The following is a 26721-nucleotide window of genomic DNA, read 5'->3' as shown; positions in this document are numbered from 1 at the left end:
CTTTTTACTTTCGGCAATAAATCAGGCTTTGGCTACGGAAACCATCGCGGCACGAATAGTACGGCCGTTCAGGGTGTAACCTTTCTGCATCACCATCAGCACGTTATTTGGTGCAACGTCGGCAGATTCAACCATCGCAATCGCCTGGTGCACGTCCGGGTTAAACGGCACGTTAGTTTCGCCCACCACTTCCACGCCGAACTTGCGAACCACATCCAGCATCGACTTCTGGGTCAGCTCAATGCCTTCGATCATTGGGGCTAAATCCGGGTTGGACTTGTCGGCCACTTCCAGCGCGCGATCCAGGCTGTCGATAACCGGCAGCAGTTCGTTCACGAACTTTTCCAGGGCGAACTTGTGCGCTTTCTCGATATCCTGTTCGGTACGGCGACGCAGGTTAGCTAAATCAGCCTGGTGGCGCGGCTCAATTTCACGCTCGCGCTGCTTCATTTCTGCCAGTTGAGCCTGCAGATTTGCAATCTCTTCGTCGCGCGGATCCACGACATCGGCACCTTCTACGGCCTCGACTTCTTCGTGCTGATCCATGACGATATCTTCCGGGGCTTGCTCGTTAGGTGTTTTCTGTTCTTTACTACTCATGAAATTCTCCGCGTTTTTAGCATTCATCTCGCTGCTTCGCTTATTATGGGGATCAGTTTCAGGGTTTCAAGGGAACCTGTCATATTGTCGCAGGAACGTCTGCGAATAAGGACCACCAGGATAATGAACAAACATTTCAACTGCATCGGTATTGTCGGGCATCCGCGTCACCCCACCGCTCTGACCACGCATGAAATGCTCTATCGCTGGCTGTGCGCCAAAGGCTATGAAGTGATGGTGGAACAGCAAATCGCCCAGGAGCTAAACCTCAAGCAGGTGAAAACCGGCACGCTGGCGGAGATAGGCCAGCAGGCTGATTTGGCCGTGGTCGTCGGCGGGGATGGCAATATGCTGGGCGCCGCTCGGGTGCTCGCTCGCTATGACATTAAAGTCATTGGCATCAACCGTGGCAACCTGGGTTTCCTGACCGACCTTGACCCGGACAATGCCCAGCAGCAGTTGGCGGACGTTCTTGAAGGGCATTACATCACCGAACGCCGCTTCCTGCTCGAAGCCCAGGTCTGTCAGCATGATACGCCTACGCGCCTCAGTACCGCGATAAACGAAGTGGTGCTTCACCCCGGTAAAGTCGCGCATATGATTGAGTTCGAAGTCTATATCGATGAAATCTTTGCGTTTTCACAGCGCTCTGACGGGCTGATTATCTCCACGCCGACCGGCTCGACCGCCTACTCGCTTTCCGCTGGTGGCCCGATTCTTACGCCTTCGCTGGATGCTATTACGCTGGTGCCGATGTTCCCGCACACGCTGTCTGCGCGCCCGCTGGTGATCAACAGCAGCAGCACCATTCGCCTGCGTTTTTCCCATATGCGAAGTGACCTTGAAATCAGCTGCGACAGCCAGATTGCTTTGCCTATTCAGGAAGGTGAAGACGTACTCATTCGCCGCTGCGACTACCATCTCAACCTGATTCACCCGAAAGACTACAGCTATTTCAACACATTAAGTTCGAAACTCGGCTGGTCAAAAAAATTGTTCTAAAAAACCACCTGGCCACTTTACTGTATATAAAACCAGTTTATACTGTATGAAAACACAGTTATGATTTTTCATACAGGAGAGTGGTCATGCTCGCTCAACTCACCATCAGCAATTTCGCTATCGTTCGTGAACTTGATATAGACTTTCATCACGGGATGACGGCCATTACCGGGGAAACCGGTGCCGGTAAATCTATTGCCATAGATGCGCTGGGCCTGTGCCTGGGCGGTCGCGCGGAAGCGGATATGGTGCGTTCTGGTGCAAATCGCGCGGATCTCTGCGCCCGCTTTTCCCTGAAAGACACCCCGGCTGCGCTACGCTGGCTGGAAGAAAACCAGCTGGAAGACGGCAGCGAATGCCTGCTTCGCCGCGTGATCAGCAGCGATGGCCGCTCCCGGGGCTTTATCAACGGTACCGCCGTGCCCCTTTCCCAACTGCGCGATCTCGGTCAGTTGCTTATCCAGATTCATGGCCAGCACGCCCACCAGCTGTTGCTCAAGCCCGAGCATCAAAAAACGCTTCTGGACGGCTATGCCGGCGAGCAGGCGCTGATTCAACAAATGGCAGAACGCTACCGCGAATGGCACCAAAGCTGCCGTACTCTGGCGCAGCATCAGCAACTGGCTCAGGAGCGTTCAGCCAAAGCCGAACTGCTTCACTACCAGCTCAAAGAGCTGAATGAGTTTTCTCCCGTTGCCGGTGAATTCGAACTGATTGATGAAGAGTACAAGCGCCTCGCCAACAGCGGCCAACTGCTCTCCACCAGCCAGCAGGCGCTGGACGTGCTGGCCGACGGGGAAGAAAGCAATCTACAAAGTCAGCTGTATACCGTGCGCCACCTCATGGGTGAACTGGTGGGCATGGATAACAAGCTCTCTGGCGTACTGGATATGCTGGAAGAAGCCGCCATTCAGATTTCCGAAGCCAGCGACGAACTACGCCATTACTGCGATCGTCTGGATTTGGATCCAAACCGTCTTTATGAACTGGAACAACGTATTTCTCGTCAGATCTCTCTGGCACGTAAGCACCACATCACGCCTGAAGAGCTACCCGATTTCCACCAGAAGTTGCTGGATGAACAGCAGTTACTGGATGAGCAAACCGGGTCGCTGGAAGCGTTGCTGCAGGCCGTTGCCCAGCATCATCAGCAGGCGCTTGCCGTGGCGCAGGCGCTGCACCAAAGCCGGGCCAAATATGCCAATGAACTGTGCCAGTTGATTACGGAAAGCATGCATTCGCTCTCCATGCCGCACGGGAAGCTCGCCATTGACGTCGAATTTAACGAAAACCACCTCACCGCCGAAGGCGCTGACCGCATTGATTTCCGCGTCAGCACCAACCCAGGGCAGCCGCTGCAGCCGCTGGCAAAAGTGGCCTCAGGCGGCGAGCTTTCTCGCATCGCGCTGGCGATTCAGGTGATCACCGCCCGAAAAATGGAAACACCGGCGCTGATCTTCGATGAAGTCGACGTGGGGATCAGCGGCCCGACCGCCGCGGTGGTGGGTAAACTGTTGCGTCAGCTAGGCGAATCTACTCAGGTGATGTGCGTCACTCACCTGCCGCAGGTTGCCGGCTGCGGTCACCACCACTTCTTCGTCAGCAAAGAAACCGACGGGGAAATGACCGAAACGCATATGCAGCCGCTGGACAAACGTTCTCGCCTACAGGAGCTTGCTCGTCTTCTCGGCGGCAGTGAAGTGACACGCAACACGCTGGCCAATGCCAAAGAGCTGCTGGCCGCCTGAGGCTTTACAATGCACGGTGTATCCAGCGCCGTGCATTGTGCAAAAAACACCCGCCCCACTCGCTAATCCGACTTTCTGCCACCTTTTCAACCAACTTTTTTATGCTCCCACTGTCAGAGTTGAGCGCCTTGAGGTTTTAAACTGCTTAAAGGTCTATTATCATCGGCATAATACGAATGAGCCACGCACTACTCCGGCCCGAAAAGGAATCAAATCACTATGCGTTGTAAAATGCTGACTGCTGCCGCAGCGGTTCTTCTGATGTTGACCGCAGGCTGTTCCACTCTGGAGCGAGTGGTTTACCGCCCAGACATCAACCAGGGTAACTATCTGGCACCTAATGATGTGTCCAAACTCCGCGTGGGCATGACCCAACAACAGGTTGCCTACACCCTCGGGACGCCAATGATGTCCGATCCGTTCGGCACCAATACCTGGTTCTATGTCTTCCGCCAGCAGCCGGGCCACGAGAACGTGACTCAGCAGACGCTGACCCTGACCTTTAACAGCAGCGGCGTGCTGACCAACATCGACAACAAACCGGCCCTGACCAAAGGGGAATAAGGCTGGATTGATGCATAAAAAAAGGTGCCTGAGGCACCTTTTTTTGTCACTTTCACACAGAGTTATTTCTGGGCAGAACGTTCCGCACGCTGGCGACGTAATTCTTTCGGGTCGGCAATCAGCGGCCGGTAAATCTCAACCCGATCGCCGTCATTCACTTTATCCCCCAGCTTTACCGGGCGGCTGTACACACCGACTTTGTTTTTCGTCAGATCGATATCGTCACGAAGCTCAAGGAGGCCAGAGGCGACAATCGCCTGCTCAACCGTGCTGCCTTCCTCAAGCTTAATCTGGCGCAGGTACTGTTTTTGCGGCAGAGCGTACACCACCTCAACCTGAATCTCACGCGGCACGGTAAACCTCTTTGGCGCGGGTAGTGAATGCCTGAACCATGCTGCCGGCAAGCTCTTTAAAGATACGGCCAAAGGCCAGCTCAATCAGCTTATTGGTAAATTCGAAATCAAGCTGGAACTCAATCCGGCAGGCATCTTCACTGAGCGGCGTGAACTTCCAGCCACCCATCAGCTTTTTGAAGGGGCCATCCACCAGATGCATCAGGATACTCTGATTGTCGGTCAGGGTATTTCGGGTAGTAAAGGTTTTGCTGATCCCGGCTTTTGAAACGTCGACCGCCGCCGTCATCTGATTAGCCGATGCGTCAATCACCCGGCTACCGGTGCAGCCAGGTAAAAATTCCGGGTACGAATTCACGTCGTTCACTAACTGGTACATCTGCTCGGCGCTGTAGGGCACCAAAGCAGTACGGCTAATCTGCGGCATAACAATTCCTGGGAGTCATAAATCGGACAAATAATAACATTTATCACCGCGCAAACAAAAACTCTCTGCCGCTCATGCTAAGATAAGCGCTTCCTCCTCGCGCAGGCCGCGGGGTGTCTTTGAACTCCTGGATTACATATACTGAGCAGCACTATGACTAAGAAAAAAGCACACAAACCAGGCTCAGCCACCATTGCGCTAAACAAGCGTGCCCGCCACGAATACTTTATCGAAGATGAGATTGAAGCGGGTCTCGCGCTGCAAGGCTGGGAAGTAAAATCATTACGTGCCGGGAAGGCAAACATCGGCGACAGCTACGTTATCTTTAAAGATGGCGAGGCTTATCTGTTTGGCGCCAACTTCACGCCGCTGACCGTCGCCTCCAGCCACGTCGTCTGCGATCCTACCCGTACCCGCAAACTGCTGCTTAACCAGCGCGAGCTGGACAACCTGTTCGGTAGCGTCAGCCGCGACGGTTATACCATCGTCGCCCTGTCCCTCTACTGGAAGAACGCCTGGTGCAAAGTGAAAATCGGCGTAGCGAAAGGTAAGAAACAGCATGACAAGCGTTCCGATGCGAAGGATCGCGAATGGGCTGTGGATAAAGCCCGCATCATGAAAAACGCCGGCCGTTAAGGCGATTCTTTCAGCCCCGCACTCCACTGGCTCTTCTTCTGAAGAGCCAGTATAAAAAAATACTCACTTTTAATTATCAGCTATTATTGCGCAGTCAAATATTGGAGCATCTGAATGAGTTAAGCGACACTAAATAATATATACTATTTTCCTTCACAATTATCTTCCCCACTGAAAACTAAAAATTCATAGATATATAATATTTCCTGCCTCAGCGACCATCTTTATACGCTTCACAAAATAGATAACTTCTTCCATATTTTTCTTCTTTACAAAACAAAATACCCCACCAAAAAAGGCACCATATCCCTTTCAGACTCAGGGATTTTTATGCCTGAAGTCTCAATTCATCCGGGATAATACAAAAGCACTGCTAAAATTTATCTTAAGTCTTTCAATGCAATAAGCATAACGGCACCTGAGATACACCATGGGAACTGGCTTCAGCCGTTTGGGTGTTCCCGCTACGTTCACGGGTACTTTAGAGTGACTTACATAGTGTTAAATATGGCTTAAGTTGCGCTTTCATTTTTTCCTGTCTATATCATCAATAGTCTCTATTTAATAAACGACGAGCCTATAACCCTGAGAATTAACTAATTTCGATTCCGCACCGGAAACGCCCTGTTTATTAACAATCACTGTCATCAATTTTTTGATACAGGCCTTTTTTCGCCAATACATCGCGAAGGGCCTTTTACACCTAAAAATTTTGCTTTCGGTAATCAACACATTACGCCGGGCAACTGACTACCACCACGTTCATCGCGAATGGAGTGATAACAATGCGTTCAATTTTAATTATCTCTAAATTAACCGGCGTTAAAAACAACGTCGAAGCCTCTGAAATCACCTTAAAAGGCCCTTCAATTGTCGAGCTAAAAATTGAACGTGAAGAGGTCGCCAGCTACACGCGTTCAGGCCAGGATCTGGTGATCAAACTCCATTCCGGCGAAACCATTACCATCAAAAACTACTACGCCTTTGCCGATCAGGGTGGCAACCAGCTAGTGTTGGAAGGCCATGACGGCGTGCTTTGGTGGGTTCAGGATCCAGAAACCGCAGCTCACTATGAGCAAATTGCCAATATTGACGCGATCATGACCGCCACCGGCGCACATGCCGAAGGCGGCGCCCTCTGGCCGTGGGTGCTGGGTGGCCTGGCGGTTGCCGCAGGCGGTGCGATCGCTGCCGCCTCTAGCGGCGGCGGCGGGCACTCAGACAGCGGTAGCAACCCTGGAAATCCGGGCAGACCGGACGTTACTCCACCGCCGGCACCTACCGGCCTTGCCGTCTCCGCAGACGGCAGAACCGTTACAGGTAATGCCGAAGCGGGCTCCACGGTCACGGTAAAAGATGCCAGTGGCAACGTTATTGGCACCGGTACTGCTGGTACCGACGGCAGTTTCACCATCACCCTCACCTCGCCACAGATAACAGGCGAAACGCTGACCGTCACGGCAACAGATCCTTCTGGCAACACTGGTCCAGGCGCCACTATTACCTCACCGACTATTCCGCTGCCTGACGAACCTGGCATTACAGGTATCACGAACGATCATCCGAATGCGCCTAACGGCGGCAACGTAGGCAATAACTCACCAACCAACGACAACACGCCAACGCTGAACGGCACCGGTCAGGCCGGTACCACGGTGCATATTTACGACAACGGCGTGCAGATTGGCACCGTTGTGGTCGGCGCCAATGGGACCTGGAGCTTCACGCCAGGCACTGCCTTGGCTGACGGCACACACTCTTTCACCGTCACGGCGACAAATGAAAGGGGCGAAAGCGCAACTTCTCCGGCCTATACCATCACCATTGACACCGCTCCTCCGGGGCCGGCAACCGGACTGGCCGTTAGCCCGGATGGGGAAATCGTTACCGGTCATGCAGAAGCGGGCAGCACCATAACCATCAAAGACCCGAACGGCGTAGTCGTCGGGTCAGGTACTGCCGATAACAATGGCAATATCAGCATCACCCTGACCACGCCGCAGGTAGACGGTGAGACACTGACCGTGGTTGTCACCGATCCGGCGGGCAACAACAGTCCTCCGGCCAACGTGACCGCGCCGGACGTACTCCCGCCGGTATTGCCGGTGATTACCGGCGTTCTTGACGACGTCGCGCCAGTCACCGGTAACGTAGGGAACGGGCAGTCAACCAACGACAACACGCCAACCCTGCAGGGGAGTGGACAAGCCGGGGACACCATTCATATCTATGCCAACGGGAGTGAGATCGGTACCACTAAGGTCGGCCTGGACGGCACCTGGAGCTTTACGCCAACCACACCGCTGGTGGATAACGCCTACATTTTCACCGCTATGGCATCTAACGTTCGGGGAGACAGCGGCACGTCAGTCAGCTATACCGTGACTGTAGATACCGCCGCGCCTGCCGAACCGACCGGCCTGCTTGTCAGCGCTAATGGCGACATAGTGACGGGGATTGCCGAGGCAGGCAGCACCGTCACCATCAAAGATGCGAACGGGAACGTGATTGGTACCGGTACCGCTGCGCCTATTACTGGCGTATTCAGCATCACCCTGACCACGCCGCAGCTTGACGGCAGTCACCTCCAGGTCACGGCTACCGATGCAGCAGGCAACGTCAGCCCGCCGGGAGAAGCCACCGCGCCGTTCTTCCCGCTGCCGACCATCCCTGTGATTACCACCATCATTGATGACGTCCCGCCGATCGTTGGCACCGTACCCAACAATCAGCCAACCAACGATCAGACCCCAACCCTGCAGGGGACAGGCGTCGTCGGCGAGACGATTCATATCTTTGATAATGGCGTAGAGATCGGCACCACCATCGTGCTCGTGGGGGGGATCTGGACCTTTACCCCCGTCGCCAATCTGCCCGACGGCCCGCATAGCTTCACCGCCACGGCCTCGAATATTCGCGGCGATAGCGGAAGCTCCACGTCCTACACCGTCATTGTCGATACCGTCGTGAATCCGCCGGTACTCGATCAGATCCTCGACACGGTCGGCTCTATCACTGGGCCTATCGGCAACAACGGTATTACCGATGATAATAAACCTGCCTTCAGCGGCACCGGGGAAGCGGGCAGTACCCTGACTATCTTTGATAATGGCCTGCCCATTGGGCAGGTTACCGTGGGTAGCGACGGCAAATGGAGCTTTACGCCTTCTATCGCCCTGGCTGATGGCCCGCACGCGATTACGCTGCAGCAGACCGACCTCGCGGGCAACATCAGTAGCGTGACCGTCGGCCCAACCTTCACCGTGGACACCCTTCCACCGGTGGCGGTCACCATTGACACCGTGAGCCAGGACGGCACAACCGTGACCGGGACAGGTGAGGCCGGTGATACCGTGAAAGTTGTCGGTCCAAACGGCGTGGTACTGGGTACGGCACAAATTGACCAAACCGGGCACTTCACCCTGACCCTCACCCCGGCCCAAACGCATGGCGGCACGCTGACTGCCCAGGTGCAGGATGCGGCGGGTAACATGGGGCCGGATACCACCTTCCCGGCGTCAAACTCCGGCTTCCCGACCATTCCGGTTCTGGTTTCGGTCACTGACGATGTCGGCCCGATCCAGGGGCCGCTGACGAACGGTCAACCAACGGATGACAACCGCCCAACGCTGAGCGGTACCGCAGAGGTGGGCTCCACCGTTACTGTCTTTGATAACGGCCTGCCTATCGGCATCGCAACAACTGACGCCAGCGGCACGTGGACGTTTACACCGCTGCTCCCGCTGATTGATGGCCCGCACAACTTCACCTTTAGTGCCACCAACGGCAGCGGCACCAGCGGAACATCCTCAGGCTTTAGCGTCGTCGTGGATACCACGCCTCCGATACTGCCCACCGGGCTGGCCGTCTCTAACGACGGGACAACGCTCACCGGGACAGCAGAAGCCAACAGCAAGGTCACCATCACAAACGCCAGCGGCACCGTGCTCGGTACGGCCACGGCGGACGGTACCGGCCACTTCAGCGTGACGCTGAACCCACCTCAGCTTAACGGGGAGATCTTAACCGCCAAAGCGACCGACGCGGCGGGTAATACCGGACCAGGTGCCGCTATTCCTGCCCCGGATCACACGCCACCGAATGCCCCAACCGGGCTGGCCGTGAGCGCTGATGGCCTGCATGTGACCGGTACCGCCGAACCGAACAGTACCGTCACCGTCTGGGACGGTAACGGCAATGTGATTGGCGTTGGTATCGCCAGCGGCACGGGCACATTTGATATTTCCCCGCTCACGCCACCGCAGCTAAACGGCCAGACGCTGATGGTCACTGCGACGGACGCCGCGAACAACGTCAGTACGCCTGCCGCCGTCATTGCCCAGGATCATACGCCGCCTGCGCTGCCGACCAACCTCACCTTCAATGAAGACGGCTCGGTACTGACCGGTAAAGCCGAGGCTGGCAGCACGGTGAAAGTGACCGACGCGCTGGGCAATCCGTTGGGCCAGGCCGTTGCCGGACCGGACGGCAGCTTTAGCATCACCCTGACAACCCCGCAGGCGAACGGCCAGCTGGTGGAAGTGAACGCCACGGATGCCGCCGGGAATATCGGCCCGAATGCGCCGGTCACCGCCCCGGATATCACACCACCGAATATGCCGATCATCGGTTCCGTGGTCGACAATGTGCCTGAGCATACCGGTAACCTGAACAACGGCGATCTGACTAACGACGATAAACCGACGATCTCCGGTACGGCTGAAGCTAACTCAACCGTGAAGATCTACGACAACGGGACTCTGATCGGCACGGTTAGCGCCAACGGCAGCGGAGCCTGGACCTTTACGCCGACCACCTCTATTGGCCAGGGCCTGCATAGCCTGACGGTGACCGCCACCGATGCCGCAGGCAACGTCAGCCAGCCGAGCGCCGCCTTTAACATCAACGTAGACTCCATCGCCCCTACCGCCCCAACGATTACCCAGGTGTATGACGATGTGGGCACCGTGACCGGGCCGGTCAGCAATAACGGCGCCACCAACGACCCAACGCCAACCCTGAGCGGCAGCGGGGAACCGGGCTCCACCATCACGGTTTACGACGGACTGGACGTCCTGGGCACCACCACCGTTAACGGCAACGGCACCTGGACATTTACGCCAACCACGCCGCTGCTGGACGGGCCACATTCCTTTACGGTCACGGCTTCGGATGCCGCAGGCAACGTCACCGCACATTCCCCGGCGTGGGACATCAATCTGATTACTACGCTGCCGGCCACGCCGGTGATTGGCGAAATTCTGGATACCGTCGGGAGCGTCACCGGGCCAGTCCTGCCGGGCACCTCTACCGACGATACCAAACCGGTTATCAGCGGCACCGCCGGGGCTAACGCAGTCGTGAATATTTACGATGGCAACACGCTGATCGGCACCGTGACGGCAAACGGCAGCGGCGCATGGACGTTTACGCCAACCCAGCCGCTAAGCGAAGGTTCGCACACCATCAATGTCTACGTGACCGATGCCGCCGGGAATACCAGTAATGCCGCAACCCAGATTGTTATTATCGACACGACTCCGCCGGGAGCGCCTTCCATCGACGGGGCGCTGGGTAACGTCGCAAACACGCAGACTCCGCTGATTAACGGCGGCAGTACCCAAAGTACGGAACCTGTGTTCTCAGGCAAAGGTGAAATTGGGGCCACTATTACCCTGTACGTCGACGGGGGGACAACGCCAATTGGCACGGCCACCGTAGACGCGACCGGGAGCTGGACAATCACCCCAACCTCACCGCTGGGCAGCGGGACGCACGTGTTCACTACCGTGGCAACGGATCCGGCGGGCAACACGGGGATGCCTTCTTCTGGCTTCACGCTCTCGGTTTACGCGACGCCTCCGGCTCAGCCATCGGCACCAGTCGTGACCGATAATGTGCCTCCGGTGGTCGGTCCCGTCGCTCCGGGCGGCAGTACCAATGACACCACGCCAACCTTTAGCGGGACCGGCATCGCGGGCTCAACCATCAACGTCTACAACAACGGGAACGACCTGATCGGCACCGCCACCGTGCGCTCCGACGGGACCTGGAGCGTGACCCCGTCAACGCCGTTTACCGAAACGACCTATAACATTACCGTCCAGGTGACCGATCCGGCGGGCAACATCAGCCTGCCGTCAGCCCCGATCGCGATCACCGTAGACACAACGCCGCCGGCAGCGCCGACTATCGGCACCGTAGATGACGGCGTGGGTCCGGTGACCGGGCCAATTACCAACGGCATTACCGATGACACGAAGCCGGTGTTCCACGGCACGGGTGAAATCGGCGCGACCGTCACGCTTTACAACGGCAGCACGGCGATAGGCTCTGCGGTAGTGGATGGCTCGGGTAACTGGACCATTACGCCGAATACCGCGCTCAACAACGGCGTGAATACCATCACCGCCGAACAAACCGATAAAGCCGGGAACGTCAGCGGGCCATCCACCGATTATGTACTGACCGTCGATACCGTGCCGCTCACCGCGCCGGTCGTCGTGGAAATCATTGATAACGTGGGCCCGATCCAGACCCCGCTGGTCAACGGCAGCTTCACCGATGACACCACGCCAACCTTTACCGGTACCGGCAAAGTCGGCAGCACAATCACGCTGTACGACACCAATGGCACCACGATTCTGGGTACCGGTGTCGTGGCCGCCAATGGCACATGGAGTATCACCACTTCCGTGCTGCCGGAAGGTGCACACAGCATTACCATCAAAGCGGTGGATGACGTAGGCAACAGCGTGGGGCCTTCTGCGCCGATTGTGATTAACGTCGATACCACTCCGCCACCAAACCCTGTGGTGCTGCCGATCACCGACCCTACCGGTACGCTTGTAGCCGGTACCGCTGAACCGGGGGCAACGATTATCATCAAAGACTCCAGCGGCAACGTGCTGGGCACCGGCGTGGCTGACCCGATTTTGGGTACCTGGACCGTTACGATGTCCCCGGCTCAAACCACCGGCGCAACCCTGACGGCTATTGCTCAGGATCCAGCGGGTAACCAAAGCGCGGGCATTAACTTCACCGCAACCAGCTCCATCCTGCCGCATCCGCCAACCATCGATCTGGTAGACGATAACGTGGGCGCCATAACCGGTAACGTCGGCAACGGGAAATCGACCGATGATACTTTACCTACCCTGAGTGGTTCAGGTGCCTCCGCGGGCGGTGTCGTGCATGTTTACATTGATGGCGTGCTGTTCACTTCTGTGCCCGTCGGCGCCGGCGGCACATGGACGTATCAGCTCACCACCCCGCTGACTCAAGGCCCGCATACCTTTGCCGTCAGCCAGACCGTCGGTCTTGAGACGAGCGGCCTGTCTCCGCTCTACACCATCATTGTCGACACCACGCCACCAGCCCAGCCGGTGATTGTCTCCGTGGTAGACGATGTAGTAGGCGGCGTAGTCGGGCCGTTGACCAATGGCCAGGCCACGAACGACCCAACGCCAACCCTGAGCGGCACGGCGGAAGCTGGCAGCACGGTGAACATTCTCGATAACGGCACCATCATCGGTACCGTCACCGCGAATGCCCTCGGCATCTGGACCTTTACGCCAGGCACTAACCTTGGCGAGGGTTCTCACACCCTGACCGTCACGGCGACAGACGCCGCCGGGAACGTCAGCCTGCCGTCTACCGGCTTTGTGGTGAACGTCGATACGCTGGCCCCGGCCGCCCCGCTGGTCGTCTCCGTCACCAACGACATCACTTCCCAGCCGATAACGTCCGGCCAGCCGACTAACGACAATACGCCAACCTTCAGCGGTACAGCCGAGGCCGGGACCACGCTGACCTTCAAGGACGGAAACGTCGTGATCGGCACCGTAACGGTACCGGTGGGTGGGAACTGGAGCTTTACCCCAACGGTTCCGCTACTGGATGGCAGCCATAACATCACCGTGACCGCCACGGATGCGGCAGGCAACGTCAGCGGCCCAAGCACAGGGTTCAACGTGGTGGTCGATACCGTGCCGCCTGTAGTGCCAGTCATTCTTTCGGTCATCGACGACCAGACTCAGCCGGGCACTAACCTGCCGCTGATCAACGGCCAGTTGACGAAGGACACTCAGCCAACCCTGAGCGGTACGGCGGAAGCCAACGCCACCATCACGGTGAAAGATGGCAATAACGTGCTGGGAACCACCCAGGCGGATGCGCTGGGCGCCTGGACATTCACCCCGTCCGCACCGCTGGGCCAGGGGACACACACCCTGAACGTCACGGCGACGGATGCCGCTGGCAACGTGAGTAATGCGGCTTCGTTTGGCGTGAATATTGACTCTGTCGCCCCGAACCCACCGGTGATCGTCACCGTGCTGGACAATACCGCGCCGGTGCTGGGGCCAATCACCAACGGCCAGGCCACCAACGAAACCCGCCCTTCTCTGAGCGGGACGGCGGAAGCCGGTGCCACCATTAAGGTTTACAGCGACGGCAACCTGATCGGCACCACTATTGCCAACGGGTCTGGCGCGTGGACGCTGACCCCTGTGGCCGCGCTCGGCAACGGGGCGCATACCTTAACCGTGACCGCGACCGATGCGGCTGGCAACGTCAGTAATCCGTCGAACGGCTTCTCGTTGACCGTCGACACCATTGCGCCGAACGCGCCGGTCATCAGCACCGTGGCGGATGCCGTCGGCCCAATCACCGGCAATCTGACCAACGGCCAGGTCACGGATGATAGTCGGCCGGTCCTCACCGGGACTGCCGAAGGCAATGCCACCGTCAGCGTCTACGACAACGGCGTTCTGCTTGGCACCGTCCAGGCAGATGCTGGCGGGGCGTGGAGCTTCAGGCCTGGCACCGCACTGATTAACGGCGGCCATGCGCTGACCGTGACCGCGACGGATGCCGCGGGTAACGTCAGCCTGCCATCCGCCGCGTTTAACGTGGTGGTGGATACCATTGCGCCGACTCAGCCGATTGTGGTTCAGGCCTTCGATGACGTCGGCCCGGTTCAGGGCCCGCTGGTGAGTGGCCAGACGACGGACGATACCCAGCCTGCACTCAGCGGAACGGCGGAAGCTAACTCCACTATTAATATTTACGATAATGGCAACCTGATTGGCACCGTAACGGCCAGTGCCCTGGGAGCATGGACCTTCACGCCTGGGACGGCGTTGCCTCTCGGCCAGCACGTCTTCACCGTCACCGCGACCGATGCGGCAGGCAACACCAGCGTACCTTCGGCTGGCTTTACCCTGACCATCGCCAGCGGCGTGTCGAATACGCCGGTGCTGACCTCTGTGGTGGACGACGTCGCCGGTGGCACGGTCGGGCCATTAACCAGCGGCCAGGCCACTAACGATGCACGCCCAACCCTGAACGGAACGGCAGATGCCAACAGCACCATCAAGATTTACGATGGCGGCAACCTGATTGGCACCGTGTCGGCTAACGCCCTGGGCGTTTGGGTCTTTACCCCGCCGACCGCGCTGGCAAACGGCTCGCATACCTTTACCCTCACCGCGACCAACGGTGCAGGCGTAATCAGTAGCCCGACGGCAGGCTTCACCATCGTGGTGGATACCGTGGCGCCTAACCAGCCTGCGATAACCTCTGTGGTAGATGATGTCGGCCCGATCACTGGCCCGGTAGGTAACAACCAGCCAACGGACGATACACGCCCAACCCTGAACGGGACCGCCGAAGCCAACGCCACGGTCAATATCTTTGATAACGGCGTGCTGCTGGGTACCACAACGGCAAACGGCAGCGGCGTCTGGACGTTCACGCCAACGCTGCCTCTGCTTCAGGGCAACCACTCGTTCACCGTCACCGCAACGGATGCGGCGGGTAACGTCAGCGTTCCGTCCGTACCAGCCGGTATTATTGTCGATACCGTCCCGCCGCTGGCGCCAACAGGTCTGACGGTCAACGCCACTGGTACAGTTGTTACCGGCGTTGCGGAAGCCAACAGCAAAGTGACCGTTACCTCGGCGACGGGTACCGTTCTGGGTACGGCTCAGGCTGACGGCAACGGGAACTTCAGCATTACGCTCTCCCCTGCGCAAACCAGCGCCCAGCCGCTGCTGGCCTTCGCTCAGGATGCCGCCGGGAACATCGGCGTTTCCGCCAGCTTCACCGCACCGTTTACCGGTGTGCCAGGGCTGCCGGTGATCACCAGCATCGTGGACGATGTTCTGCCGAAAACCGGCGTGGTGGGCAACGGGCAGAGCACCAATGACACCCAGCCGACGATCAACGGCACCGCCGAAGCCAACTCCACCGTCAAGATCTACGACAACGGGGCGCTGCTGGGGACGGTTACTGCCAACGCAAGCGGCATCTGGACGTTCACCCCAACCGGTGCGTTGGGGGATGGCGTACATGCCTTTACCGCCACAGCAACCAACGCCAACGGGACGGGCGGGGCGTCTCTGCCGACCTCGGTGATTGTCGATACTATTCCACCGCTGATCCCAACCGGGGTTATCAGCGCCGACGGTTCGACGATCACTGGCGTCGCGGAAGCTAACAGCACCGTAACCATCACGCTGCCGGGCGGGATCACCGTCACCGGCACGGCGAATGCGTCCGGCGCGTTCAGCATCACCCTGCCGACTCGCCAGATTGAAGGGCAGTCGCTGTCAATATCTGCCGCGGATGCGGCGGGTAACGTCTCTCCATCGCTCTCGATCACCGCGCCGATTCTGCCACTTTCGGCCAGCAGCAACGTGGTCGATCTGGCGCTGACCAGCAACGCAGACATCACCACCTCGCACTACAGTGGCTATGGCAACCTGCTGATTGGCGCGCTGGGGAACGTGGCGTCGGTTCTGGGCAGCAATACCGCCCAGGTCGGCTTCACCATCGGCAGCGGAGCAACGGGGCATATCACCATTAATGCCGCCGCCACCGGCGTGGTACTGTCATTGCTGAATACGCTGGAAATCGCTATTCAGAAATTTGACGCGACCACTAACTCCTGGACGACGGTTGTCGACTCTTCACTGCCGCAGTTCCTGAACCTGCTGACCCTGGGCGCTACCGGCGTTACCCTGAACCTTGACGGACTGGGCGAAGGGCAATACCGCGTGCTGGGCTACAACACCAGCCTGCTGGCAACAGGTGCAGCGACCAACCTTGCGGTGACCGTCGAGCAGACCAGCGCCGGCGTGGTCAGCGGAACCACCACCTCAAGCGGGAACGTCATTACCGATCCGGGTCCTGGTGGGGCTGTGGACAACGCCCCTACCGGCACCGTGGTCACGGCTATTACCGATGGCCAGGGCGTCTCCCATACGGTTGGCGCTGGCGGACTGGATATTCAGGGTAAATACGGCACCCTGCATATCAACCAGGACGGCAGCTATACCTACACCTTAACCAACACCTCAGCCGCGGTGCTGGGCCGTACCGAGAACTTTACCTACACCATTACCCAAAATGGCATCAGCGACTCTGCGCAGCTGATTGTCACCCTGGGCAACGGTGCCCCGGCCAGTACGGTCACCGCCACGGATAACACCGGTTCGCTGACCTTCGGCACCGATGTTGTCGCCGTTGACCACGGGGCTTCACAGCAAACGGGTCTGTCGGTGCTGAGCGTCGGTCTGGGGAATGTGGTCAACCTCAACCTGCTGGCTAACATGAGCAACCCGATCCTGTTTGATGTCGCAGACGGATCGACGCGCACCATGACGCTGCAGGCCAGCGTGGGCGGGGTGGCGCTGCTCTCCACCTTCGACCTGTACATCTACAAGTTCAACGTGGCGACCCAGCAATACGAGCAGTTCCAGGTGCAGAAAACCTGGCTAACGGCTCCGCTGTTGGGCGGCACCTCAGGCCAGTTGACCGTCACCCTGGGCGGCGGGGACTACCTGTTCCTGCTGATGAACGCGAGCGGTGTCTCACTGCTGACCAGCTACACGCTGAATATCCTCCAGGATCACACCTACGCGGTGGACAGCCTGGCGGCCTCAACTGCCGGGAACGTGATGCAGGACGATGTCGCGCCGGCAGGCAGCTTGCTGACGGCGGTGAACGGCGTGGCAGTTTCCGCGACCGGCACCACCACCATCAACGGTAAGTTCGGGACGCTGACCATTGATGCCCACGGCAACTACACCTACACGCTGAAATCCGGCGTGGGAGCCGACAGCATCAATACGCCAGACAGCTTCGTGTACACCGTGACCGCGCCAAACGGGGATACCGGTACCGCGTCGCTGAACATCACCGCCACACCGCATACCGTGGATGCCGTGAACGACGTCAGCTCGATTATGGCCATCACGTCGACGCAGAACACCGCGGCTTACGCGAGCGCCACGGTCGGTCAAACCTCCTGGAACACGGCGCTGCTGGCCTCTACCCACGGCAACGGCAGCGGTACCTTCACCATTGCGGATAACACCGTGCTTAGCGGGGCCAATATTGTGTTCAAAGTGGCTTCCGGTCTGGTATTGGGTGGACTGTCCGTCAGCTGGACGCTGAGCGACGGGCTGGGTCACACCTATACCGGCACCTTTAGCGGCAGCGCCCTGCTGGGCGGCACGGCAACCATTCCAGTCACAGATCTGCACTCAGGCACCTGGACGCTGAGCTATGTCGGGAACATGGGGCCGCTGGGGCTAGGGACCATCACCATCACGCCGAACATCACCGGGACCTCGAACCTGCTGGATAGCTTCACGGCGCAAAGTACCGTCGTACACGGCAACCTGTATGACGGCACCGACTCCGCCGGCGCGGCTGACCAGCTCGGCAGCGTGCATACGCTGATGACAATTACCGGCGCTAACGGCAGCTCGGCCACGCTGAACCCGATGACCAACAGCGACGCGGTGGCAACGATTCAGGGCCAGTACGGCACCCTGACTATCGATGTCGGTGGGAACTACACCTACACCCTGAACGCGGGTGTGGCACCGGGCTCCATCACCAATAAAGAGGTCTTTACCTACATCCTGAACGATCAGAACGGGCATTCAGACTCCGCCACGTTGACCATCAACATGAACCCGCAGTTCGTCAGTACTGCCTACGGGGACATCATCAACGGTTCTTCGGCCTACGCCGATACGCTGGTGTACCACGTCCTTGCCGGTGGGGCGAACGACGGCACCGGCGGCAATGGATCGGACGTCTGGAACAACTTCTCGCTCGCGCAGGGGGACCAGATCAACATTCACGACCTGCTGGTCGGCTGGAATGGGCAGACCTCAACGTTGGGTAACTACCTGAGCGTGGCTACCGTTGGCAACAACACGGTCATCTCCATCGACCGTGACGGCACCGCCGGCGCATTCCACTCAACCACTCTTGTTACTTTGGAGAACGTGCACACCACACTCGATGAACTGATCCAGAACAACCACATTGTTGCCTGATAGTTGTAGCGAAAAATCCCCGGGCGCACAGACGCCCGGGGAATAAGACAAAAACGCAGTGCCATTTATTAGGGAAAAAATATGGGAAAATTACGGCCTGTTGCGTTATGGCTGGCTTGCGGTCTGTTTTCACTCCAGGCCTGGGCCGACGACGCGCCTACTTCTATTACGACTCAGGGTCTGGCTCAACAACAAGAGCTGCCCTCACTCGACGGCCCAACCGCCCTCCCGCTCAATGCCCCTGCGCCCGGAATCTTAACGCTTAACGACGCGGTCAACCGCTCTGTGACCTGGCACCCCAGTATTCGTGAAGCTATAGGCAAACTTTACGGCCAGTCCGAACAGATCAACGTCGCCAAATCTAAGTACTACCCGCAGATCAGCGCCGGGATGAACAACGGCTACACCAATACTTACACCAACAGCGGCTACAGCCCGTCGCTGGTGCTTTCTCTGTCCCAGATGCTCTATGACTTCGGCAAAGTCGCAAGCCAGGTCCGTGCGGAAACCGCAGGGGAAGCCCAGGCCCAGGCCAACGTGCTGGTGAGCATTGACACCGTCGGGCACGACACCGCCTCGGCGATGGTGCAGGTGCAGCTCTGGCAGCAAATGGTCGACATCGCCAAAGAACAGCTGGACGCGCTGACCGCCATTGGCCGCCTGACTCAGGAGCGGAACGACCAGGGCGCAACCTCGATGTCCGACGTGGTGCAAACCGACGCGCGTATCGAATCCGCCCGCTCGCAGCTGATCCAGTACGAATCCAACCTCGACAGCACCCAGGCGACGCTGATGAGTCAGCTTGGCTGGACCAGCCTCAACAAAGTCAGCCCTGATTTTCCGCAGAAGCTGAATAACAGCTGTAACGTGGCGAAGCCGGACGACCGCCTGGTGCCCGCTGTCCTTGCCGCCTGGGCGCAGGCCAACGTGGCGCAGGCTAACCTCGACTACGCCAACTCGCAGATGACGCCGACCATCTCGCTGGAGCCGTCCGTGCAGCACTACCTGAACAACAACTATTCCGGCAGCGAAGTACTGAACCGCACGCAATACTCGGCGTATATCCGCGTCGAAATGCCGATTTACCAGGGCGGTGGCCTGACGGCACGCCGCAACGCCGCCAGCCATGCGCTGGAAGCGGCGCAGTCCGGTATCGACCGGGTTCGCCTGGACGTGCGCCAGAAGCTGCTGGAATCCCGCAGCCAGGCCATTAGCCTCGCCACCGCGCTCCAGGTACTGCAGCGTCAGGAACAGCTGAGCGCCCGCACCCGCGAGCTGTACCAACAGCAGTATCTCGACCTGGGCTCCCGCCCGCTGCTGGACGTGCTCAACGCCGAGCAGGAAGTCTTCCAGGCGCGCTTCGCCCAACAACAAACGCTGAGCCAGCTCCATCAACTGCAGCTTAACTGCCTGTATAACACCGGCAAATTACGCACCGCATTTGGTCTGGAACACCGCAACATCCAGTCCCTGGAGATTCAGCCATGAGCCAGACAGCCTCTCCCAATGAGGAGTTTTTAAGCGAACAGGCCCTGACCCAATGGGCCCACGCTATCAGTCACGTCGCCGGGCACTACCGCGTGGTTTGCTCCCCCGGCACCATTCAGGCCAACGCGCCGTGGTTCAAAGACAAAACTAAAGTCGCCGCGCTGACCCAGCTTTCGCGCCAGGCCGGGCTGTCCTTCCATCTGCTCGGCAACACCGAAAAAGCGATATCCCAGTGGCGGCTGCCGGTGGTGGTGGACTTAGCCAACGGCCAGATCGCGGTGATCGAGCAGTTTGACGGCGAAGACACCGTGGATATTTGCTACTTCGACGACGAATGCCACACCAACCGCCAGTCGCTCAGCAAGCTGCTGCCGGAGATCCGCTTTGTGGCCGCCCTGCGCCCGCTCTCGGCGCTGAAAGACAGCCGCGTCGACGCCTATATCTCACGCTTCAGCCCGGACTGGATGAAAGAGCTGATCATGCTGGACATTCGCCCTTACGGCCCGGTAATGCTGGCGGCCTTCTGGGTGAACGTGCTTTCGCTGGCCGGGATCCTGTTCTCGATGCAGGTATACGACCGGGTGATCCCGGCTCAGTCATACCCGACGCTGTACGTGCTGGCGACCGGGGTTCTGATCGCCGTGGTGTTCGGCTTCATTCTGAAGGTTACGCGCAGCAACATCATGGACGTGCTGGGCAAGCGGGCCGACATGCGCATTTCGGATCGCGTCTTTAGCCACGCCCTGCGGCTGCGCAACAGCGCCGTGCCCCGCTCCACCGGCAGCTTTATTTCTCAGCTGCGCGAGCTGGAGCAGATCCGCGAGATGATCACCTCCTCGACCATCTCGACGATCGTCGATCTGCCGTTCTTTATCTTGTTCGTTGGGGTGCTGGCGATCATCGCCCCGCAGCTGGCGTGGATCGCCCCGGTCGCCGCCATCGTGATGGTGCTGCCCGGCCTGCTGCTGCAGAAAAAGCTCGCCACGCTGGCCAACCAGGCCGCCCACGAATCCACCCTGCGCAACGCCGTGCTGGTGGAAAGCGTGCAGGGGCTGGAGGACATCAAGCTGATGCAGGCGGAAAACCGCTTCCTCCAGCAGTGGAACAGCTACATCCGCATTACCGCCGAGTCTGGCCTGAAAACCCGCGAACTGACCCAGGGCTTAATCAGCTGGGGGATCACCATCCAGAGCCTGGTGTTTGTGGTGGTGGTGCTGTTCGGTGCCCCGCTGGTCATTGAAGGTGAAATGACCACCGGGGCTATGGTCGCCGCCTCGATGCTGGCCTCAAGGATGATTGCCCCGATGGCCAACCTGTGCGGCGTGCTCGCCCGCTGGCAGCAGGTCAAAGCCGCCAAACAGGGGCTGGACAGCATCATGCAGCTGCCGGTGGAAACCCAGCGCGATGAAAACCTGATCCACAAGGATATCCTCCACGGCCACTACCTGTTTGAAAGCGCGCAGTTCAAATACCACAGCGAAGATCCGCGCATTCCGCTGCGCATTGCCCGCCTTGAGATCCAGCGCGGCGAGCGCATTGCCGTGCTCGGGCGCAACGGTGCGGGCAAATCTACGCTGCTGCAGGCGCTTGCGGGCGGGGTCGATCTCGCCAGCGGCGAAGCCCGGCTCGACGATCTCGCGATGTCGCAAATCGACATGGCAGATCTGCGCCGCAACATCGGCTTCCTGAGCCAGAACGCGCGGCTGTTCTACGGCACGCTGCGGGAAAACCTCACCCTCGGTGCCCCGCACGCCAGCGACGAGGCTATCTTCGAGGCGCTGGACGTGAGCGGCGCGAGCAACTTCGTGAAGCACCTGCCCAAAGGCCTGGATCACCCGATCATGGAAGGCGGCAGCGGGCTTTCCGGCGGGCAGCGTCAGTCGATCCTGCTGGCGCGCATGCTGCTGCGCTCGCCCAACATCGTGCTGCTCGATGAGCCCACCGCCTCGCTGGACGACCATACCGAACGGGAATTTATTCAGCGGCTGAATCAGTGGCTCGGCCACCGCACGCTGGTCGTCGCCACCCACCGCGTGCCGGTGCTCGAACTGGTCGAACGCGTGCTGGTGCTGAAAGACGGCCAGCTGGTAATGGATGCACCGAAGGCGCAGGCGCTCGGCGCCGCAAGACCGGCACAGGCTCAGGCCCCGGCCGCCGCCCAGACACCACCGCGGGAGTGGAACAATGAAAACCAGTCAGCATGACGTCACCATGGATGACCCGGACATCCAGCGCGAAAGCGAATTTTCCGGGGCGAGCCGCATTATCCTGCTCATTACGCTGCTGTTTGCTCTGTTCGGCGTCTGGGCGTGGTTCGGCACGCTGGACGAAGTCTCCACTGGCACCGGGAAAGTGGTGCCGAGTTCCCGCGAGCAGATTTTGCAGTCGCTGGACGGCGGGATAGTCACCGAGCTGCTGGTGCACGAGGGCGATAAAGTGCAGGCCGGGCAAATCGTCGCCCGCCTCGACCCGACCCGCTCCGAGTCTAACGTCGGCGAAAGCACGGCTCGTTACCGCGCCTCTCTGGCCTCCAGCGCAAGGCTTTACGCCGAAGTGAACGATCAGCCGCTGAAATTCCCGGACTCGCTCAAAGCCTTCCCGGACCTGATCGCCTCCGAAACCCGGCTGTATAAAACCCGCCGGGCGCAGCTGAACGACTCCGAAGCCGAGCTGCGGGATGCGTTAACGTCGGTCAACAAAGAGCTGGATATCACCCAGCGACTGGTGAAAAGTGGCGCGGCGAGCCATGTGGAAGTGCTGCGCCTGCAGCGGCAGAAAAGCGACCTGGGCTTAAGGATCACCGACCTGCGCTCGCAGTATTACGTGCAGGCGCGCGAGGCGCTGTCGAAGGCCAATGCCGAAGTGGACATGCTGGACGCCATCATCAAAGGCCGTGAGGATTCGGTGAACCGCATGACCGTGCGCTCCCCGGTGCGCGGCATCGTGAAGAACATTCAGGTCACCACCATCGGCGGCGTTATTCCGCCGAACGGCGAGATGATGGAGATTGTACCGGTGGACGATCACCTGCTGATTGAGGCCCGGCTCTCCCCGCGCGACATCGCCTTTATCCACCCCGGCCAGCGCGCGCTGGTGAAAATCACCGCCTACGATTACGCCATTTACGGCGGGCTGGAAGGCACAGTGGAAACCATCTCCCCGGACACCATTCAGGACAAGGTGAAGCCGGAGATCGTCTACTACCGGGTGTTTATCCGCACCAACCAGGACTACCTGGTGAACAAAGTCGGCCACCATTTCTCTATCTCACCGGGGATGGTGGCGACCGTGGATATTAAAACCGGGCAGAAAACCATCGTTGAATACCTGATTAAGCCGTTCAACCGCGCCCGCGAGGCGCTGCGCGAACGTTAATTGACCGCCTATCCCGCTGGTGCTGAAGGAATTTTGTACGAATTGCACTCAGCGGGATTTCTCTGCAGACGGCTGGTCACGCACGTAATAAATCTGTTATACTCGCCGGTACACATTGGGGCTGATTCTGGATTCGACGGGATTTGCGAAACCCAAGGTGCATGCCGAGGGGCGGTTGGCCTCGTAAAAAGCCGCAAAAAAATAGTCGCAAACGACGAAAACTACGCTTTAGCAGCTTAATAACCTGCTCTGAGCCCTCTCTCCCTAGCTTCCGCTCTTAAGACGGGGATCAAAGAGAGGTCAAACCCAAAAGAGATCGTGTGGATGCCTTGCCTGGGGTTGAAGCATTAAAACTAATCAGGATAGTCTGGTAATGGCGTGTCTGTCCGCAGTTGCCCGGCGAATGTAAAGACTGACTAAGCATGTAGTACCGAGGATGTAGAAATTTCGGACGCGGGTTCAACTCCCGCCAGCTCCACCAAAATTCTTTGTTGACGGTTACCAGAGCCCGATACGAAGTCCTGAAAGCCCGCATGGCGAAAGTTATGCGGGCTTTTTTGTATCTGTTGTTGTCTAGTAAGAATTTCAAGAAGCTACTAATTACAAGGAGGCTTTGGTTACATATACTGCTTTACATATATATGCTCGTGCATTACCAATCTCGAATTCAATAGCTCTTTTGACCCTTCTTCCAAATTCAAATCCTGATCAACATCATCGCTAAACCTTTTTTATAAAAAGAGAGCTTTATCTCATTCTATTTCACCTGATATTTTTAACGGGCCAGTATACTTAAAGAGTTTAATAACTGTGTATCCAAGGTTTCCCTTACCGGAGTAGGTAATCCACTTGCAACTCTATAATTTTTTATAGCAGCTCGTGTCGCTGGCCCCATACTTCCGTCAATATTCCCGTTGTAATATCCCTTATCCAGCAGTGCGAACTGCACTCGCATGATTAAACGTTTACGCTTCTCAGTATCAGAAGCCAGCCCACTACTTGCACGGGTAGTTCTATTCGTTCCAACAGAGTTTGTGGACGTAGAGGTATCCATATCATTTGAGCGAAGTGAACGAATAGATGAAGAAGACGATGAGGAATTCGTCCCTGAACTGGATGAATCTGATGAACTGTATGTTTTAGGATAATAAGGAGTACTTCCACCATAGTATCCACCACCAGATGAAGATCTATGAGAACTATGGCTTCGATGGGAGCTATGACTACGGTGTCCTGCAATGTAAAAGGGGACTTCCGTGTTAAGTGGAGCTATCACTAAATCATGCTCATTGAGAGTCATACCAGGCAAGTCACTTGCTCCAGTAGAGGAATCACTTGCCCATACAGAATTATTGAGTGCTAAAAATCCCGGAAGCAGAGCAGCGAAATTAAATTTTTTCATAAAATTGGTCTCGGTGGTTGATGAAAACGGCCTTTTGATGAACTGAAATAACCAGCACAGGAAGACTTCCGAGTACATTCATCACATTCTTTGGGATAGTAATTTTTCCAGTCAGAAATTGACTGAGTAGTAAATTCCCAAGCTCGCTCAGGAAGATGACACAATGGGTAATTGAAGATTATTAGGGGGATCCCTGACCTTTGTGCTGTGCCTATAGCAGAGAGAATTTTTTCACTATAGTTGTCATGCTCAATGAAGATTGATGACCAGTTTTTACGTGCCCAGCCAATAGACTCTAACCCCATAAGAGAAATCTGGTTGATATTGGAGAACACGCGACCAGCGAACTCTATGATTTTGTCCAGTTCCATATAGTTAGCCAGTGTCGGAATAATTCTTAACTCAATGTTGATCCCTGAGTTGCCGGCATTGATAAGCCCTCTAACAGTCTCATTAAATGCCCCATCGCTTCCAACCAGATAGTCATGAACTGGCGACCTTGAAGAATAAAGCGGAATACCAAAAGTTATTTTGATTTTTTCGCTTCGCTCTTTCATCTGCTGAGTAAAATTGGCATCTGCAAACTTCCGTCCATTGGTCAAAACATGCAATGCTGTCTCAGGCGAGTTTTCGATTATGAAGTCCAGAAAATGCAGGAAATCTTCGCCATACAGTAGGGGTTCTCCCCCACTCACGCCTACGACACCATTCAGGGAGAAAGAAGCGATGGCAAGTGCTGACTGGTTAAGAAGCCAGTCATCGTTTCCTGTCTTCGGAGGCTGAGAACAAAAAAGGCAACTGTTGTTGCATCTTTCAGTTACCAGAACAGTGTTATGGTTTGCTCTCCGTGACAAAATCACCCTAATCATGTTTCCGTTGTTAACAATCCCTATATCACCATCTTCTATGGAATTGAAAAGATCAGTGCTCACAACGTAGTCTGCAAAATATGCAGGAAGTCTGGAATCGAGTTCAGTTTCACTGACCAGTAAATTTGGCAGATAGAATTGAGGATTTTCGGGCTTAGATTTGCACAGGCGATAGAAACCTTGCCGAACAGGCAGATCAGCCGAAAACCTGAATATGTCGTTTCTAAGCACCTCAGACATAAGCCCACCCTTTAAGCATCTTTGCCATTGGTCCTTCATGGGAGATTTCATTTAACAGAAAACGGAACATTCCTTTGTGATACTGACAAAAAATAGATCGACTCTTATCTCCAACAGGTTCGCCATGAACACTAATATTCTGGCAAGGATCTGCCCCACAAAATGGCTGATAAGCACAGTTATCACAACCGGGCATGGCAAAGTTGAATGAGGATGATAGAGCTGAACGGTAATATTCGTTTCTACTGAATGAGAATGAAGCAAATTCCCCGGCACTGAAATCTGCTTCCGGATTTACTTTTTGAAGCATACGGCTTTCGTCGCTACCGTAAACTTTACCGTCATAGTTGAACAGAATGCAGTTCAACACAACTCCACTTGGTGATTTCAGATCTGCATAACCACTGAAGCCCGGATTGAAAATTCGTTTGAGATGGATAGCAGCCGAGTGCTCAATGACAGGAATTCCCTTTTCATTCTGATGACCTGCCCCCAGGATTAGATACAACCTTCAGTTAGTAATGTCGGTTGGTTTTTCTTCATATTTCCTGTTTCGCCAGTCCGTTGCGAATTCAGCTGGTGTCTGGTAATCCAGCGATGAATGGGGACGGCACTCGTTATAATCCTGCCGCCAGTCATTAATCGTTTTCCGGGCATGA

The 26721-nt window shown here is 57.1% G+C and carries 14 protein-coding genes, 1 other RNA gene and 1 pseudogene; 9 read left to right on the top strand and 7 right to left on the bottom strand.

Going from position 1 to position 26721, the window contains the following annotated elements; translation table 11 throughout:
- Positions 1–21: 21 nt before the first annotated feature.
- Complete coding sequence (gene grpE / locus WFN87_RS22390) at positions 22–600, bottom strand: nucleotide exchange factor GrpE (RefSeq protein ID WP_008458175.1); 579 nt, start codon at positions 598–600, stop codon at positions 22–24.
- Between the two features lie 123 nt (positions 601–723).
- On the opposite strand from grpE, the gene nadK reads away from it, so the two are divergent.
- The 3 genes from nadK to bamE all read left to right on the top strand — a co-directional run bounded on the left by nadK (position 724) and on the right by bamE (position 3914).
- Entirely contained in the window at positions 724–1602 is an 879-nt protein-coding gene (gene nadK / locus WFN87_RS22385; RefSeq protein ID WP_008458177.1) for an NAD(+) kinase, read from the top strand.
- Between the two features lie 86 nt (positions 1603–1688).
- Positions 1689–3350, top strand: a complete 1662-nt coding sequence (gene recN / locus WFN87_RS22380) for a DNA repair protein RecN (protein WP_336983820.1) — start codon at positions 1689–1691, stop codon at positions 3348–3350.
- A 219-nt stretch (positions 3351–3569) separates the two neighbouring features.
- Complete coding sequence (bamE, locus tag WFN87_RS22375; RefSeq protein WP_008458182.1) at positions 3570–3914, top strand: outer membrane protein assembly factor BamE; 345 nt, start codon at positions 3570–3572, stop codon at positions 3912–3914.
- A 62-nt stretch (positions 3915–3976) separates the two neighbouring features.
- Here bamE and WFN87_RS22370 read toward each other — a convergent pair whose 3' ends face one another.
- Both WFN87_RS22370 and WFN87_RS22365 read right to left on the bottom strand, forming a co-directional pair.
- A complete protein-coding gene (locus tag WFN87_RS22370; protein ID WP_336983819.1) occupies positions 3977–4267 on the bottom strand; it encodes an RnfH family protein in 291 nt (96 codons plus the stop codon).
- On the bottom strand, positions 4257–4694 hold the full coding sequence (locus WFN87_RS22365) for a type II toxin-antitoxin system RatA family toxin (RefSeq protein WP_008458184.1): 438 nt from the start codon (positions 4692–4694) through the stop codon (positions 4257–4259). The genes WFN87_RS22370 and WFN87_RS22365 overlap by 11 nt, the downstream gene beginning before the upstream one ends.
- 153 nt (positions 4695–4847) lie before the next feature.
- On the opposite strand from WFN87_RS22365, the gene smpB reads away from it, so the two are divergent.
- The 6 genes from smpB to ssrA all read left to right on the top strand — a co-directional run bounded on the left by smpB (position 4848) and on the right by ssrA (position 24032).
- A complete protein-coding gene (smpB, locus tag WFN87_RS22360) occupies positions 4848–5330 on the top strand; it encodes an SsrA-binding protein SmpB (RefSeq protein WP_008458185.1) in 483 nt (160 codons plus the stop codon).
- 785 nt (positions 5331–6115) lie between these two features.
- On the top strand, positions 6116–18688 hold the full coding sequence (locus WFN87_RS22355; RefSeq protein ID WP_336983818.1) for a BapA/Bap/LapF family large adhesin: 12573 nt from the start codon (positions 6116–6118) through the stop codon (positions 18686–18688).
- Positions 18689–18769: 81 nt separating this feature from the next.
- Positions 18770–20176: a TolC family outer membrane protein gene (locus WFN87_RS22350; protein ID WP_336983817.1), complete on the top strand. Its 1407-nt coding sequence runs from the start codon at positions 18770–18772 to the stop codon at positions 20174–20176.
- On the top strand, positions 20173–22380 hold the full coding sequence (locus tag WFN87_RS22345; RefSeq protein ID WP_336983816.1) for a type I secretion system permease/ATPase: 2208 nt from the start codon (positions 20173–20175) through the stop codon (positions 22378–22380). Before WFN87_RS22350 ends, WFN87_RS22345 begins: the two co-directional genes overlap by 4 nt.
- A gap of 7 nt (positions 22381–22387) precedes the next feature.
- Positions 22388–23551 carry an HlyD family type I secretion periplasmic adaptor subunit gene (locus WFN87_RS22340; RefSeq protein ID WP_166879252.1) on the top strand — a complete coding sequence of 388 codons (1164 nt, stop codon included), beginning with the start codon at positions 22388–22390 and terminating at the stop codon, positions 23549–23551.
- Positions 23552–23668: 117 nt separating this feature from the next.
- Positions 23669–24032: a transfer-messenger RNA gene (gene ssrA / locus WFN87_RS22335) on the top strand.
- Between the two features lie 294 nt (positions 24033–24326).
- On the opposite strand, the gene hxsA is transcribed toward ssrA, so the two are convergent.
- The 4 genes and pseudogenes from hxsA to WFN87_RS22315 all read right to left on the bottom strand — a co-directional run.
- Positions 24327–24953, bottom strand: a complete 627-nt coding sequence (gene hxsA / locus WFN87_RS22330; protein WP_336983815.1) for a His-Xaa-Ser repeat protein HxsA — start codon at positions 24951–24953, stop codon at positions 24327–24329.
- On the bottom strand, positions 24950–26062 hold the full coding sequence (hxsC, locus tag WFN87_RS22325; RefSeq protein ID WP_336983814.1) for a His-Xaa-Ser system radical SAM maturase HxsC: 1113 nt from the start codon (positions 26060–26062) through the stop codon (positions 24950–24952). Before hxsC ends, hxsA begins: the two co-directional genes overlap by 4 nt.
- Positions 26055–26540, bottom strand: a pseudogene (locus WFN87_RS22320) (His-Xaa-Ser system radical SAM maturase HxsB); the annotation flags it as partial. The pseudogene WFN87_RS22320 and the gene hxsC, both read right to left, overlap by 8 nt.
- Positions 26541–26573: 33 nt before the next feature.
- The coding region (locus tag WFN87_RS22315; RefSeq protein WP_336983824.1) for an integrase core domain-containing protein at positions 26574–26721 on the bottom strand (148 nt) is incomplete at its 5' end.

This window comes from Cedecea sp. AS113, assembly GCF_037152415.1.
Classification (GTDB): Bacteria; Pseudomonadota; Gammaproteobacteria; order Enterobacterales; family Enterobacteriaceae; genus Cedecea.
This window is presented reverse-complemented; position numbering and strand designations above follow the sequence as displayed.